13 protein-coding genes are annotated in these 15,176 nt (G+C 35.2%); 9 read left to right on the top strand and 4 right to left on the bottom strand.

The features are described from left to right. Window positions 1-6: 6 nt before the first annotated feature. From CLV55_RS07625 to CLV55_RS07640, 4 genes are all read right to left on the bottom strand, one after another. Window positions 7-1,485 carry an MBOAT family O-acyltransferase gene (locus CLV55_RS07625; protein ID WP_112113165.1) on the bottom strand — a complete coding sequence of 493 codons (1,479 nt, stop codon included), beginning with the start codon at window positions 1,483-1,485 and terminating at the stop codon, window positions 7-9. After that, window positions 1,482-3,047, bottom strand: coding sequence for an SGNH/GDSL hydrolase family protein (locus tag CLV55_RS07630; RefSeq protein WP_211306488.1), 1,566 nt, complete (start codon window positions 3,045-3,047; stop codon window positions 1,482-1,484). The genes CLV55_RS07625 and CLV55_RS07630 overlap by 4 nt, the downstream gene beginning before the upstream one ends. Before the next feature lie 186 nt (window positions 3,048-3,233). Beyond that, a complete protein-coding gene (locus tag CLV55_RS07635) occupies window positions 3,234-5,105 on the bottom strand; it encodes an Nramp family divalent metal transporter (RefSeq protein WP_112113166.1) in 1,872 nt (623 codons plus the stop codon). 3 nt (window positions 5,106-5,108) lie between these two features. Then, window positions 5,109-5,762 carry a metal-dependent transcriptional regulator gene (locus CLV55_RS07640; RefSeq protein ID WP_112113167.1) on the bottom strand — a complete coding sequence of 218 codons (654 nt, stop codon included), beginning with the start codon at window positions 5,760-5,762 and terminating at the stop codon, window positions 5,109-5,111. 83 nt (window positions 5,763-5,845) lie between these two features. Here CLV55_RS07640 and CLV55_RS07645 point away from each other — a divergent pair, with 83 nt between their 5' ends. The 9 genes from CLV55_RS07645 to CLV55_RS07685 all read left to right on the top strand — a co-directional run bounded on the left by CLV55_RS07645 (window position 5,846) and on the right by CLV55_RS07685 (window position 15,168). Continuing rightward, the gene (locus CLV55_RS07645; protein WP_112113168.1) at window positions 5,846-6,586 is read left to right on the top strand and encodes a transporter; all 741 of its coding nucleotides are present in this window, start codon (window positions 5,846-5,848) and stop codon (window positions 6,584-6,586) included. Between the two features lie 145 nt (window positions 6,587-6,731). Further along, window positions 6,732-7,142: a BrxA/BrxB family bacilliredoxin gene (locus CLV55_RS07650; protein ID WP_112113169.1), complete on the top strand. Its 411-nt coding sequence runs from the start codon at window positions 6,732-6,734 to the stop codon at window positions 7,140-7,142. A gap of 225 nt (window positions 7,143-7,367) precedes the next feature. Next, window positions 7,368-8,726: an oxygen-dependent tRNA uridine(34) hydroxylase TrhO gene (trhO, locus tag CLV55_RS07655; RefSeq protein ID WP_112113170.1), complete on the top strand. Its 1,359-nt coding sequence runs from the start codon at window positions 7,368-7,370 to the stop codon at window positions 8,724-8,726. Beyond that, complete coding sequence (locus CLV55_RS07660; RefSeq protein ID WP_112113171.1) at window positions 8,726-9,967, top strand: peptidase U32 family protein; 1,242 nt, start codon at window positions 8,726-8,728, stop codon at window positions 9,965-9,967. The genes trhO and CLV55_RS07660 overlap by 1 nt, the downstream gene beginning before the upstream one ends. After that, window positions 9,967-10,197 (top strand): ferredoxin, encoded by a 231-nt coding sequence (locus tag CLV55_RS07665; RefSeq protein WP_112113172.1) that lies wholly within the window; start codon window positions 9,967-9,969, stop codon window positions 10,195-10,197. Before CLV55_RS07660 ends, CLV55_RS07665 begins: the two co-directional genes overlap by 1 nt. 163 nt (window positions 10,198-10,360) lie before the next feature. Then, window positions 10,361-11,626: a PSP1 domain-containing protein gene (locus CLV55_RS07670; RefSeq protein ID WP_112113173.1), complete on the top strand. Its 1,266-nt coding sequence runs from the start codon at window positions 10,361-10,363 to the stop codon at window positions 11,624-11,626. A 12-nt stretch (window positions 11,627-11,638) separates the two neighbouring features. Then, window positions 11,639-12,124: a gliding motility lipoprotein GldH gene (locus CLV55_RS07675; protein WP_112113174.1), complete on the top strand. Its 486-nt coding sequence runs from the start codon at window positions 11,639-11,641 to the stop codon at window positions 12,122-12,124. Between the two features lie 4 nt (window positions 12,125-12,128). After that, entirely contained in the window at window positions 12,129-14,450 is a 2,322-nt protein-coding gene (locus tag CLV55_RS07680) for a penicillin-binding protein 1A (protein WP_112113288.1), read from the top strand. 19 nt (window positions 14,451-14,469) lie between these two features. Beyond that, window positions 14,470-15,168, top strand: coding sequence for a CoA transferase subunit A (locus CLV55_RS07685; protein WP_112113175.1), 699 nt, complete (start codon window positions 14,470-14,472; stop codon window positions 15,166-15,168). The last annotated feature ends 8 nt before the right edge of the window (window positions 15,169-15,176 follow it).

Raw genomic sequence — 15,176 nt, forward strand, 5'->3', positions numbered from 1 at the left:
TTTCTATTAGAATTGTAGGTAAATCGGCATGACCGGTTCGGCACTTTTAAAAAAAGAATACAAGGCAATAAATGATAAAAGCAGAACCACAAAATAGATTAACGGAAAATTCTTTTGTTTCTCTATTATTTTTTCTGGAACGCTGTCGGGTATTAAATGAATAGCATAACCAATGGCAATCATCACAAGTACGATTTTATAATTTTCAACAAATTCGACACCACCATCAAACGTGAATTGATAACCTATTTGATGAAGGAATTGTAATGCGGTTTCAAAAGAACTTGCTTTAAAAAAAATCCAACAGAAACAAACGAAATGAAACGTAATCAACCCATAAAACGTGTTTGATATCCATTTTGGAAAGACTTTCATTTTTCCAAAAAGTGCATTCCAAAATTTATTGACTCCTAATCCAATCCCGTGAAGTGCTCCCCAAATAATAAAATTCCAGCTGGCTCCATGCCAAAAACCACCAATAAGCATGGTCAAAAACAAATTAACATTCGTTCTGAATGTGCCTTTTCTATTGCCCCCCATAGCGATATAAAGATAATCTCGCAACCAACTGGATAATGAAATATGCCATCTTCTCCAAAACTCACTGACTGACTTACTTTGATATGGCGACATGAAATTGGGTGGAATCGTAATCCCCATCCATTTAGAAATTCCAATGGCCACATCACTATATCCGCTAAAGTCACAATAAATTACAATTGCATATCCGTATAGCGCTACCAAACATTCTAATCCATTATGAAGATGAGGGCCATCAAAAACATAGTTTACTAGATTCACCGAAATGTAATCAGAAATAATTAATTTCTTAATTAATCCTGTGATAATCAAATAAAACCCTTTAGAAAAATCATGACTACTTACAAAATAATCTTGTTTGAGTTGTGGAATAAAATCTTTTGCTCTTACAATGGGTCCCATGACTAATTTTGGAAAAAAAGACAAGAAAAGAACATAGTTTACAATTCCTTTCTCGGGTTTAATTTCTCCTCGATATATATCGATAGTGTAGCTTAAATTTTCAAAAGTAAAGAATGAAATTCCTATTGGGAGTAATATATGCAATGGATCTATTTTGAATTGCGATACATTATTCAAAACCTGAATAAAAAAGTCGGTATATTTAAAATAGAAGAGAAGTACTAAATTAAAAATAATGCTCCAAAACAAGTGAAATGCTTTCCATCCTTTTGTTTTTGCTTTGTAGATTAAATTAGAAATACCATAATTGAAGAAAGCCGATACTATCACAATCCACACAAAAGTTCCACTGGCTTTGTAGAAAAAATATAATGAAAACAAACTCAAAACTACCGCTCGGTGTTTGTAATTTTTTCTAAATAGGTAATAAAAAACCATAAACACCACTAAAAAATAGACAAAAAAGCCATTGTTAAATAACAACGGATTGTTCTTGTCGTATTCTAATTGGTGGAGTACTTTATTCCAATCTATTGATATCATATAGAATCTGTTTTTTTCTCGGGTGATTTTTCAATCTTGGACTTAACTATGATTGGCTTTTCAACCTCATCTTTGCTTGAACTTTCTTTGGATTTGACAACTTTTGGACTGTCAATTTTTCTTGAAATGGTCTCTTGTGAATTTTTTTTAATAGGAATATCTTGTGAGGGTTTTTTATTGGGAGTCGGAATAAATGATCGGTTTTGTTTATATAAATTCAAAGCTTTAGAATAATCTTTTATAAGTGCATCAAAAATAATTTTAGCGACAACCTTTGCACCTCTGTAGTTAAAATGAATATAATCTTTATTGGCTAGTTGAACCGTACTATCAGCCCATTTTACAATGGTTCCTTTGCCTCCCATTGATTTATAAAAATTATAAAAAGGCACATCCATGTCATAGGCCAATCGGGCTTGTGTTTGAATTAAAGAATCTATTCCAACAGCGGTTTTCCAAGTCCCATCGTAATTGAATGCTCTGTCTGAACAACTAAACAGAACGATTTCAGTATTAGGCATAAGGGTTTTAAATTTTTTCAAGACAGGTTTCATTCCCCTATAATAGTAATCATAGTTGGTATCGTCTGGTTTGAACATCAAATTGACCCCATATTGGAAAACAACTAAATCGTAATACCCCGACTTATTAATCTCTTTCAAAAGATTTTGATTGAGTTTTTTTAGTTCGACGCCTGTAATGCCTCGAAAGGAAAAATTATCTAGTACAATTCCTGATTGAGGTTCAGAACTTAGTCCGAAAATAGGTGTTTTTTGGGATGTCACACTAAAAGAAACGCGTCGTGAGGGGTTGTTGGTTAACAAAGCTCTATTAAACTCATGAGTCGCCGGAAATTTTTTAGTAGTATCGTTTATTTTTATTGCTATGGTATCTCCCTTTCCATAAAGAAGCCATTTTTGGGTAGCTTGTTGGGGGTCTTTTCGAACATTATCCCAAAAAGAAACATCAATAGTGTTTCCATAAAAGGAATAACCTGATAAAAACAAGGGGGCTTGGTGTGTGTTTTTCTTAAAATTATCTGCTGTGACAAAACCCGTTGTACTCACTTTTGCCGTTCTTCTAAAATCAGAAGCTATAGAGGTAAGGGGAACATAGCCTACTCCTTTTGGAGCACCAAAATAATTTTGGAGCATTTCTCTAACATCTTGTGTAATAAAATCCCCTTCTATTTGACTATCACCAAACCAAGCGATTCTAATTTTTACATTTTTCCCATAGGCGAGTGCCAGAAGTTTTTCATTAATTTTTTGTAATGCGGGGTATATTGTATCTTGATTAAATCGAATTAAAGTTCCTTTTTTCTCATACGCGAAAAAATCATTAAATGTAGTAGGAACAGAGATCTCTTTATGACTTATTTTATGGGTTCTTGTTTTCTTATTTTTAGGTATTACAAGAATATCAGAAAGTAAATCTACATTTTTGAAATAAGGATAATACGCGCTAAATAAGTCGGAATATACTGATAACGTCAACTGAATAATAGTAACTACTAGAATTAGTGCAATAACTTTTTTACTATTATTCTTATTATGATTCATTTTTGTTCTTCAAAAATGTGTTGTTTATTACGTGTTTAGAGTCTAAAATTGGAACGGCAAAAGTAAAAAAAAGCTCGTGTCTTTTAGATATTTAAAAAAAAATATTTTAGGTAATAATATTTCATTTAAAAAAGAAATAATATTCTGAAAAACAATTATGTAACTTAGATTAGTTTTTCAGATTTGTTATAATTTTACAATAAACAAGGGAATGGAAATATGATGACGTAGGTTATCTACTGTCGTTCCAAAAAGAATATCTTTAATTCCTGCATGCCCGTGAGTTCCCATCACTAACATATCAAATGAGGCTTCATGCACAATTTTTGGAATGGCTTTATAAGGTTTACCAAATCCCAATTTTATAGATACTTTAAATCCTTTTTCCGTCAGCATCTCTTGATATTGATTGAGGAGTTTTTCATCAACTGTGGTTTCATGATCTTTAATATTTTCGCCATAAAAAAAAGCGCCAACGGTCTCCACCACATGGATTAAAGTATAATGTGCCTCGGTGCCTCCGAGTTCAAATGCTGCATTCAAGGCTCTTTCATCTGCATCAGAAAAATCAACGGCAACGGCAATATTCTTTTTTTTGGTAGATTCTAGTTGAGAGAACGTCAATTCGAATTTATGTGGTAAATGATTTTGTACATCATGCTTAAATTTAGACAAAAACGGATTGCAAATGATATACAGCAACAAGACTAAAAATCCTAAGGCGATTGGAACAACTGTAAACCACAATACCATAGGGTGTGCAGATGTTTGCAACCATCCATGAATTTCATCAAAAACCAATTTGGCATTGAGGGAAACGATACAAAAAGCAATAATCCATGAAGCAATTTTAGTGGTTTTAGAAATGTGAAACCCATTCATTTTTTGTTTGTCGCTCACAAAATGAATTAACGGAATGATGGCGAACCCTAATTGTAGACTCAAAATCACCTGACTCAATAAAAGTAATTTTCCCGAAACATTATCTCCAAACACTAAAATTGCAATCATAGCGGGTACAATAGCAATCAATCGAGTGATGATGCGTCGTACCCATGGTTGAATTCTCAAATTTAAATACCCTTCCATAATGATTTGACCCGCTAATGTTCCCGTGATAGTTGAACTTTGACCTGCAGCAATCAAAGCAACTGCAAATAATATAGGCGCCCATTTACTCCCTAAAATAGGCGCTAATAATTGATGCGCATCTTGAATTTCGGCTACGTGAAAAAATCCATTTTTGTAGAACGTAGCGGCGGCTAATATTAAAATCGCTGCATTCACAAAAAAAGCTAAGTTCAAAGCTATGGTCGAATCAATAAAGTTATACTTCAGAGCTTGTTTAATACCTGTTTTACTTCGATCAAATTTTCGTGTTTGCACCAATGAAGAATGTAAATACAAATTGTGAGGCATTACGGTCGCCCCTATAATTCCAATGGCAATATACAAAGCTTCTTTATTGGGCAAAGTTGGAATAAAACCTAAAGCTACTTTTCCCATTTCAGGTTGTGCAAAAAGCATTTCTATGAGAAAAGAAAAACCAATGACGACGACCAATGCAATTATAAAAGCTTCCATTTTTCGAATGCCTTTATTAATTAAAAAGAGTAGTAAAAAAGTATCTAATACCGTAAATAACACACCATACATCAAAGGCAAACCCGTAAGCAGATGAATTCCAATAGCCATGCCGAGCACTTCGGCCAAATCACACGCTGCTATAGCAATTTCGGCTAAAAAATAAAGAATGTAATTTATGAATGGAGAGTAGGTTTCTCGTGAAGCTTGCGCTAAGTCGCGTTGTGTCACTATTCCGAGACGCGCACTCAAACTTTGCAGTAACAACGCCATGATATTACTCATTAATAAAACCCAAATTAAAGAGTATCCAAACCGACTTCCCCCAGCGATATCGGTAGCCCAATTGCCCGGGTCCATGTACCCCACACTGATTAGATAGGCTGGACCAAAAAAAGCAACTATTTTTTTTATTGTTGAGGTCTTTCCTTGTATCGAAACTGACTGATGTACTTCTTCGAGCGACTTACTCATAACTTATTGTATTTTTATAAATAAATTTTCAGCGATTTTATGGGAAATTGTTAGCGTTTTTAGATTTAATTCGATGGTTAAGGATGCATCAAACTCTTCTTTTGAAAGAACTTTGATATTGGACCCAAGCGAAATTTTTTGTTTGTCTAAATATTGTAAAAACTCTACCGAAGAATTTTTAACCCCTACACAAACATATTCCAAATTTAAATCGGCCTCCGAAAGTAAAATTTTGTCAATCGTTACCATTTCGCCATTTTTATTAGGAATGGGGTCGCCATGTGGGTCAAAGGCAGGAAAACCTAAAAATTCATCTAATCGATTCATCAATTTTTCTGATTGAATATGTTCTAATTCTTCTGCAATTTCATGGACTTCATCCCAAGTGAAATGTAGCTTGTTCACTAAAAAAACCTCCCATAAACGATGTTTTCTAACTATCATTTTAGCTAAATAAAATCCTTTTTCGGTCAAGGTGACGCCTTGGTATTTTTGATAGGACACCAACTCTTTATCTGAGAGTTTCTTCAACATATCCGTAACAGATGATGCTTTTGTGTCTATCATTCCCGCGATGGCATTCGTATTGATTCCTTTAGGCGAAACCAGTGACAAATGGTAAATCACTTTGATATAATTTTCTTCAGAAACGGTCATGAATAAAAAAATTTTTACAAAAATACATAAAAATCATTACGTTTACATAAAATAAATATTTAGTTTTGTCTAAAAATATTTTTATGAAAATAAAAAAATCATTCTTTTTGCTAATAATACTCTGTAAAATGAATGCGCAAAATGAACCCTTAGAAGCCGACAGACCCGATCAAACCGAAACCCCATCGATAGTTCCTGTGGGAATGTTTCAAGTTGAATCGGGGTTTTCGTTTGAGAAATCTGAGGCGCAAAGCATCTCTTTTCTACTTCCTTCAAGTTTGTGGAAATATGGTGTTTCAAAAAAAATAGAACTTCGTATGATAGCGGAATTTCTTTTTGAAGAACAGGAACGTGAAAAGCAAAATGGCATGTTGCCAGTAGTCGTGGGTTTTAAAATAAACTTACTCCAGGAACGAAAATGGGTACCAAAAACATCATTAATAAGCCATATTTCACTGAAAAATTGTGCATCAGAAAAGTATAAATCTACATATTCGATGCCAGATTTTAGATTTACATTGCAACATGCATTAACAAAAAACTATTCCCTAGGAAGTAACCTTGGAGCAACTTGGGATAATTTTACAAAGCAACCAACTTTTTTATATACTTTCACCTTAGGGCATTCAATATCAAAATACATCGGTTCCTATGTTGAAGTTTTTGGTTTTGCGCCTCAAAATCAGATAGCCTTTCATACCATAGATGGAGGCATAACCTATTATATTAACAACAACTTGATGTTAGATGGTTCAATAGGATTGGGTATAACCCAAAATGCTCCAAAGTATTACTTAGCTTTGGGAATTACTTTTAGAATATAACTAGATTTTCACCCCCTTTGATTTATAAAAACAATGAAATTATAACAAATCTTTATAAATAGAATCGTTCTAAGGAGTAGAATTCTACCTATCTTTGCAAAAGATTTAAAAATCAAAATTCGTTAATCTTAAATCCTAAAGAATTATGTATCCAGAAGAAATGGTAAATCCAATGCGTGCCGAATTGACAGACGCTGGTTTTCAAAATTTATATAACGCTGAAGAGGTAAAAAATGCAATCAAAGCAGATGGAACTACTTTAGTTGTAATCAACTCCGTTTGTGGTTGTGCAGCTCGAAATGCCCGTCCAGGAGCTAAAATGAGTTTGGACGCAACAAAAAAACCAGACCATTTAATCACGGTTTTTGCTGGTGTGGATAAAGAAGCAGTAGATGCCGCTCGTGCTGAAATGTTTCCGTTTCCGCCATCGTCGCCCAGTATGGCGTTGTTTAAAGACGGCGAGTTAGTACACATGTTAGAGCGTCACCATATTGAAGGGCGCCCAGCTGAAATGATTGCCGAAAACTTGAAAGACGCTTACGCTGAATTCTGTTAAGACTTAAACGAAAAGAACGCTAAGGATTACGCTAGGTTCGCAAAGAATTATTTACCGCAGATTCACAGATTAGCTAAATATTAATCTGTGAATCTGCGGTTTGATCTTTTAACTCTTGCGAACTTTACGAAAAAACTTTGCGCCTTTGCGGTAAAAAATTAACTTTGCTCCCGAATTCTTCCATTTAGAGTTCATACACCTATTTCTCACTTAAACGTTTATAGCATGCAACTGTATAACACCTTAAGCGCAGAAGAAAGAGCCCAATTAATAGATGAAGCCGGAAAACAACGACTTACATTATCTTTCTATGCGTATGCCAAAATTGAAGATCCCAAAAAATTTCGCGATGCTTTATTTGTCGAATGGAACAAACTCGATGCTCTTGGTCGAACCTATGTTGCCAAAGAAGGAATTAATGCACAAATGTCGGTTCCAGCAGAGAACTTTGAAGCCTTTCGCGAGACCTTAGAAGCCTATGAGTTCATGCGCGGCATTCGTTTGAACGTAGCGGTAGAACACGATGATCATTCGTTTTTGAAATTGACCGTGAAAGTACGTGATAAAATTGTGGCCGACGGATTGAATGACGAAACCTTTGATGTAACCAATATTGGCGTGCATTTGAAAGCGAAAGAGTTTAACGAAATATTAGAAGACCCAAATACCATAGTGGTAGATTTTAGAAACCACTACGAAAGCGAAATTGGTCATTTTAAAGGTGCCATTACGCCTGATGTAGAGACTTTTAGAGAAAGTTTGCCGATTATCAACGAGCAATTGAAAGATTTTAAAGAAGACAAAAACTTGGTGATGTATTGCACCGGTGGTATTCGATGTGAAAAAGCATCGGCGTATTTCAAGCATCAAGGGTTTAAAAACGTGTTTCAATTGGAAGGAGGGATTATCAATTATGCCAAACAAATTAAAGAAGAAGGTTTAGAAAGCAAATTTATCGGAAAGAACTTTGTATTCGACCATCGTTTGGGCGAACGGATTACTGAGGATATCATTGCACAATGCCACCAATGCGGCAAACCGTGCGACAATCACACCAATTGTGCTAACGACGGTTGCCATTTGTTATTCATTCAATGTGACGATTGTAAAGCGGCAATGGAAAATTGTTGTTCGACCGAATGCCTAGAAATTACGCATTTGCCATTGGCCGAACAAGTAAAATTGAGAAGCGGCAAACAAGTAGGCAATAAAGTGTTCCGAAAAGGAAAATCAGAAAAATTGAAATTCAAACACTCGGGCGAATTATCGGATAAACCTTTGGCGAAGGCTCAAGAAGTTACAGACATCCGTCAGAAAATAAAAGTCAAAAAGGTACTTTTAGGTAAAGTAGAACATTACTACGTGAAAGCTCAAGTAGGACTTTTCCTTATAGAAGATCAGGAATTAAAGGTGGGTGATAAAATCCTAATTTCAGGTCCAACAACAGGAAAAGAAGAATTAGTATTGCAAAAAATGTTCGTCAATGGAAGTGAAAATACAACGGCAAAAAAAGGCGATAAAGTAACTTTTGAAGTGCCTTTCAGAGTACGTTTATCCGATAAATTATTTAAAATTATCAGCTAATGACGACTTCAGGAAGAATAGAATTAATGGCTCCAGCTGGCAATTTCGAATCGATGCAAGCGGCTTTAGACAATGGTTGTGATTCGATATATTTTGGAGTAGAGCAACTGAACATGCGCGCTCGTGCCACCGTGAATTTTGTTTTAGAGGATTTACCAGAAATCGCACGAAGATGCAACGAAAAAAATGTCAGAACCTATCTGACTTTAAATACCATTATTTACGATCACGATTTATCGATTGTAAAAACATTGTTAGCTAAAGCCAAAGAAGCTGGAATTACAGCAGTAATTGCCTCTGATCAAGCGGTAATTATGACGGCCAGAACCATGGGAATGGAAGTGCATATTTCTACGCAATTGAATGTGACCAACATTGAAACAGTGAAATTCTATGCGATGTTTGCCGATACCATTGTATTGTCTCGCGAATTGAGTTTGCGTCAAGTAAAAAAAATCACAGATGATATCGAAAAAGAACAAATTAAAGGACCGAGTGGTAATTTAGTAGAAATCGAAATTTTTGGACATGGTGCTTTGTGTATGGCGGTTTCTGGGAAATGTTATTTGAGTTTACATTCGCACAATTCTTCTGCTAATCGAGGAGCTTGCAAGCAAAATTGTAGAAAAAAATATACTGTTATCGATCAAGAAAGCGGATTTGAAATTGAGATTGACAACGAATACATGATGTCTCCAAAAGACTTGTGTACGTTAGATTTTTTAGATCAAGTCATTGATTCGGGTATTAAAGTTTTGAAAATCGAAGGGCGTGGTCGTGCTGCCGATTATGTAGCAACCGTAATCAAAACCTACCGAGAAGCCATCGATTCGTATTATGAAGGAACCTTTACTAAGGAAAAAATTAATACTTGGATGGAAGCTTTGGCGACCGTTTACAATCGCGGCTTTTGGAGCGGGTATTATCTCGGACAAAAATTAGGTGAATGGTCAGACAATCCAGGTTCGAGTGCCACACAAAAGAAAGTATACGTCGGAAAAGGCATGCATTATTTTCCGAAATCGAGCATTGCCGAATTCAAAATTGAAGCCTACGACATCAAAAAAGGCGATAAAATTTTAATTACGGGTCCGAGTACTGGCGCACAAGAATTAATTTTAGAAGACTTTTTGGTTAATGATATTTCTTCTGAAAAAGCTACTAAAGGTGATAGTTGTACCATAAAAGTGCCATTTCGAATTCGTTTATCCGACAAAATGTATAAAATCGTTGAGAATTAATGGTTATCGTTACGCTTCAAAGAGATAAATGCATCGGTTGCAACTATTGTGTAGAAATGGCTCCTGGACAATTTCAAATGTCTAAAAAAGACGGCAAATCGGTACTCATAAAATCGGTTAATGCTAAAGGGTTTTATACACTAAAGTCACCCGATCATACTATTGTTGAAACTTGTGAATTGGCAGAAAAAGCCTGTCCTGTTCACATAATCACGGTTAAAGAAACTTAAAATCAACCGTTTGCAAATCATTTAAATTCCAAATGACAAGAACTATTTTAACCTTTAGTTTTTGAGTTTTTTTTATTGGAATATATTTCATAAAAATACTATCTTTACCCATTAATCTCATTTTAAGAATTTAAGTTGCTTTGAGCAACACGCTAAATATATTATGGCTTGTACAAATTGTTCTACTAGTACCAAAGATGGTACCCCTAGAGGATGTAAAAATAATGGCACTTGCGGCACGGACAGTTGCAATAAATTAACGGTTTTTGATTGGTTAGGAAACATGAATTTACCAAGTGGCGAAACCCCATTTGATTGTGTAGAAGTTCGTTTCAAAAATGGTAGAAAAGAATTTTATAGAAATACTGACAACGTTACGCTATTCATAGGGGATGTTGTAGCTACCGAAGCAGCCCCTGGACATGATATTGGGATTGTAACCCTGACTGGAGAATTGGTTAAGATTCAAATGAAGAAGAAGAACATAGCTCCAAACAGTACCGAAATATTAAAAATCTACAGAAAAGCGACTCAAAAAGACATTGATATTTGGGTTGAATCACGAGAAAAAGAAGAACCAATAAAGGTAAGAGCTAGAGAAATTGCTATTGCCTTAAAACTACAAATGAAAATTTCAGATATTGAATTTCAAGGAGATGGTTCGAAAGCAATTTTTTATTACACCGCAGAAGATCGTGTAGATTTTAGACAGCTTATCAAGGAATTTGCCCAAGAATTCAAAATACGAATTGAGATGAAACAAGTTGGTTTTCGTCAAGAAGCTTCTCGATTGGGCGGAATTGGTTCATGTGGCAGGGAATTATGTTGCTCTACTTGGCTTACAGATTTTAGAAGTGTGAATACCTCTGCGGCTCGATACCAACAACTGTCATTAAATCCTCAAAAATTGGCAGGACAATGTGGAAAATTAAAGTGTTGTTTAAATTATGAGTTAGACACTTATTTAGATGCTTTAAAAGATTTTCCAGATTTTGAAACTAAATTACAGACCGAGAAAGGCGATGCTATTTGTCAAAAACAAGATATTTTTAAGGGTCTTATGTGGTTTGCTTATGTAGAAAACATGGCTAATTGGCATGTTCTAAAAATAGAGCACGTAAAAGAAATTGTAGCGTTGAATAAAGCTAAAAATAAGGCTACTTCTCTAGAAGATTATGCGGAAGAAATAACAACAGAACCAGAATTGAATTTTAGTAAATCTCTAGACCAAGAAAGTTTAACACGTTTTGATCAACCTAAAAGGAATAAGAAGAAGAACAAAAACAAAAACCAAACGGCAGGGGTTAATCACAGTCAAAATCAAAATTCATCAGAGAAAACAAACATAAATAAAGAAGCAGAAAAAACAGTTTCGCCCTCGAATTCAAATCGAAATAGAAATTCGAAGCATTTCAAAAAAAACAAATAAATCCTAAAAAAAATGAAGATAAAAGTTAGTATACTCTTTTTTTTACTTTTGTTTTGTTTTGCTTCATGCGATAAAAATCGTGTTTTTGACGAATATCAATCCGTTGGTAATGCTTGGAATAGAGATAGTATCATTACTTTTACCTTACCAAAATTAGAACATTCAAAAAAATACAATTTGTTTGTTAATGTAAGAGACAATAATGATTATCCCTTTGACAATTTGTTTTTAATAGTTTCTCTCGAACAACCCAATAAAAAGGTTCTTGTGGATACCCTAGAATATAAAATGGCTAATCCTGATGGAACTCTAATGGGAGATGGATTCACCGATATCAAAGAAAACAAATTGTTTTATAAAGCAAATTTTGGTTTCCCAATAAAAGGAACCTACAAAATACATGTTCAACAAGCCGTAAGACAAACCGGAAAAGTTGCTGGAATTGAAAACCTTAAAGGAATTACAGAAGTTGGATTTAGAATAGAATCTATTGAATAAAAATATGGCACAAAAACCTAACAATCAATCAAAAAGTACACCCGTAGTAAAAGACATAAAATACTATCAAAAAAAGTTTTGGAAGTTGTTTTTTTACGGTCTTGGAAGTGTGTTTTTATTTTTCCTCTTTGCCTCTTGGGGATTTTTTGGAAAGATGCCTTCTTTTGAAGATTTAGAAAATCCAAATTCGAATTTGGCTACCGAAATTATTTCTTCTGATGGTGTTACTTTAGGTAAATTTTACAATGAAAATCGAACGGCAATTAAATTTAAGGATTTGCCTAAGTCTCTTGTAGATGCCTTAGTTTCTACGGAAGACGAACGATTTTATGAACATTCAGGAATTGACGCACGTAGAACTTTTGGAGCCGCTGCAAAATTAGGGTCCAATGGCGGGGCGAGTACCATAACCCAACAGTTGGCTAAACTTTTATTCCATGGGGAAGGTTCTAGGTTTCCTCTTTTTAGATTAGTTCAAAAAGCAAAAGAATGGATTATTGCTGTTCGATTAGAAAGACAATATACTAAAAACGAAATTATAGCACTCTATTTCAATCAGGTTGACTTTGTTAACGGTGCAGTAGGAATTCGTTCAGCAGCTAAAGTATATTTCAATAAAGAACCGCGAGATTTGAACGTGGAAGAAAGTGCAATGTTGGTTGGTATGTTGACTAATCCTTCACTATTCAATCCAGTTCGCCGACCCGAAAAAGCCATGAAACGTAGAAATATTGTTTTAGGACAGTTGGTTCGAAACCATCATTTAGAAGAGTCTGCCAAAAAAATGCTTGAGAAAAAACCTATCGTATTAAACTTTCACCCTGAGAGCCACTTAGACGGTACGGCTACTTATTTTAGAGAATATCTTCGCGATTACATGAAAAACTGGGTCAAAGAAAATAAAAAACCCGATGGAGAAGAATATGATATCTATGGCGATGGATTAAAAATTTATACAACGATTGACTCAAAAATTCAAGAACATGCAGAAGAAGCCGTGGCTGCTCACATGAAAAACCTTCAGGAAGAGTTCTGGATTCAACAAAAACAAAACAAAAATGCGCCATTTGTAAATATCACGCCAGAGGAAACCGATAAAATTATCAAACAAGCGATGAAAAATTCGGAACGTTGGCGGGTTCTTAAGGACGATGATAAAACCGATGAAGAAATAATTGCTTCGTTTAGTAAAAAGACAAAAATGACTGTTTTTACATGGAATGGAGAACGAGATACAGTTATGACACCGCTCGATTCTATTCGCTATTACAAACATTTTCTTCAAGCGGGTTTAATGTCGATGGAACCGCAAACAGGACAAGTAAAAGCTTGGGTTGGCGGAATCAATTATAAATATTTTCAATATGACCACGTAGGGCAAGGAGCCCGACAAGTAGGGTCTACATTCAAACCTTTTGTCTATGCAACGGCCATAGAACAATTAGGAATGTCCCCTTGTGATACCTTACTCGATGCTCCTTTTATGATTCGAAAAGGACGTCATCACGTTACAGAAGATTGGGAACCAAGAAATTCTGATCAAAAATATCGTGGAATGATGACATTAAAAAGAGCATTAGCTAATTCTGTCAACATTATTTCGGCCAAATTAATAGACAAAACCGGACCTGAAGCCGTAGTTGAATTAACACATAAACTTGGAGTAACTTCAGAAATTCCTGTTCAACCTTCTATTGCTCTTGGCGCAGTAGACATCACAGTAGAAGATATGGTAGCGGCCTATAGTACATTTGCCAATCAAGGAGTGTATATAAAACCGCAATTTATTTCGAGAATTGAAGATAAAAATGGAGCCGTAATTTATGAACCTGTCCCTGAATCTCACGATGTTTTGAATAAAGATGTGACTTTTGCTGTAATTAAATTATTAGAAGGCGTTACAGAAGGGGGTTCTGGGGAGCGTTTGCGTACGGAATCTGGGGGTGCAGGAGACATTCGTTGGACGGGTTATCCTTATGTGTTCAAAAATCCTATTGCTGGTAAGACAGGAACTTCTCAAAATCAATCTGATGGTTGGTTTATTGGAATGGTACCCAACTTAGTAACTGGAGTTTGGGTAGGTTGCGAAGACCGTTCAGCACACTTTAAAAGTATTACATACGGACAAGGCGCTACGGCTGCATTACCTATTTGGGGGTATTTTATGAAAAAATGTTACGAAGACCCCGATTTACAAATATCTAAAGATGAATTTGAACGTCCTGATGGATTTAACATCAAAGTGGATTGTTGGACCCCAACAAAGCAAGTAGAAAAAGACTCGACAGATATTGAAGAACAGAATCCCGAAGAGTTTGGTCTGTAATATAAAGTGAGAAATTATTATGATAAACAAGAAAGTAAACACTGTTTTTGAGGCGCTACAAGGAATTGAAGACAACATGACAATCATGCTAGGAGGATTTGGTCTTTGTGGTATTCCAGAAAATTCTATCAATGAGCTCGTTGCAAAAGGAACCACCAATCTCACATGCATCTCAAATAACGCCGGAGTTGATGACTTCGGATTGGGTTTGTTATTACAAAAAAAACAAATTAAAAAAATGATTTCGTCCTATGTAGGTGAAAATGCTGAGTTTGAACGTCAAATGCTTTCTGGAGAATTGGATGTAGAACTCACCCCGCAAGGAACGTTAGCAGAAAAATGTCGTGCAGCACAAGCAGGAATTCCAGCCTTTTTTACACCTGCGGGTTATGGCACCGAAGTAGCTGAAGGCAAGGAAGTCAGAGAATTTAATGGAAAAATGCACATTATGGAATTGGCTTATAAAGCTGACTTCTCCATTGTAAAAGCCTGGAAAGGTGATGAAGCAGGAAATTTGATTTTTAAAGGAACCGCTCGAAACTTTAATGCCGTGATGGCAGGAGCTGCAAAAATTAATATTGCTGAAGTGGAAGAATTAGTCCCTGCAGGAACGCTTGACCCTAATCAAATTCATATCCCTGGAATTATGATTCAGCGTATTTTTCAAGGAGAGAAATTTGAAAAAAGAATTGAGCAACGTACCGTGAGAAAAAAGTAAATTTGAAG

The sequence above is a fragment of the Flavobacterium aciduliphilum genome (genome assembly GCF_003268855.1).
Lineage (GTDB): Bacteria > Bacteroidota > Bacteroidia > Flavobacteriales > Flavobacteriaceae > Flavobacterium > Flavobacterium aciduliphilum.

What these genes read in the sequence shown, in the direction of transcription:
- CLV55_RS07670 (WP_112113173.1), top strand. Translation starts at nt 10,361, where the DNA reads ATGGCTTGTACAAATTGTTCTACTAGTACCAAAGATGGTACCCCTAGA.
- CLV55_RS07635 (WP_112113166.1), bottom strand. Translation starts at nt 5,105, where the DNA reads ATGAGTAAGTCGCTCGAAGAAGTACATCAGTCAGTTTCGATACAAGGA.
- CLV55_RS07650 (WP_112113169.1), top strand. Translation starts at nt 6,732, where the DNA reads ATGTATCCAGAAGAAATGGTAAATCCAATGCGTGCCGAATTGACAGAC.
- CLV55_RS07645 (WP_112113168.1), top strand. Translation starts at nt 5,846, where the DNA reads ATGAAAATAAAAAAATCATTCTTTTTGCTAATAATACTCTGTAAAATG.
- CLV55_RS07640 (WP_112113167.1), bottom strand. Translation starts at nt 5,762, where the DNA reads ATGACCGTTTCTGAAGAAAATTATATCAAAGTGATTTACCATTTGTCA.
- CLV55_RS07660 (WP_112113171.1), top strand. Translation starts at nt 8,726, where the DNA reads ATGACGACTTCAGGAAGAATAGAATTAATGGCTCCAGCTGGCAATTTC.
- CLV55_RS07680 (WP_112113288.1), top strand. Translation starts at nt 12,129, where the DNA reads ATGGCACAAAAACCTAACAATCAATCAAAAAGTACACCCGTAGTAAAA.
- CLV55_RS07630 (WP_211306488.1), bottom strand. Translation starts at nt 3,047, where the DNA reads ATGAATCATAATAAGAATAATAGTAAAAAAGTTATTGCACTAATTCTA.
- CLV55_RS07665 (WP_112113172.1), top strand. Translation starts at nt 9,967, where the DNA reads ATGGTTATCGTTACGCTTCAAAGAGATAAATGCATCGGTTGCAACTAT.
- trhO (WP_112113170.1), top strand. Translation starts at nt 7,368, where the DNA reads ATGCAACTGTATAACACCTTAAGCGCAGAAGAAAGAGCCCAATTAATA.
- CLV55_RS07685 (WP_112113175.1), top strand. Translation starts at nt 14,470, where the DNA reads ATGATAAACAAGAAAGTAAACACTGTTTTTGAGGCGCTACAAGGAATT.
- CLV55_RS07675 (WP_112113174.1), top strand. Translation starts at nt 11,639, where the DNA reads ATGAAGATAAAAGTTAGTATACTCTTTTTTTTACTTTTGTTTTGTTTT.
- CLV55_RS07625 (WP_112113165.1), bottom strand. Translation starts at nt 1,485, where the DNA reads ATGATATCAATAGATTGGAATAAAGTACTCCACCAATTAGAATACGAC.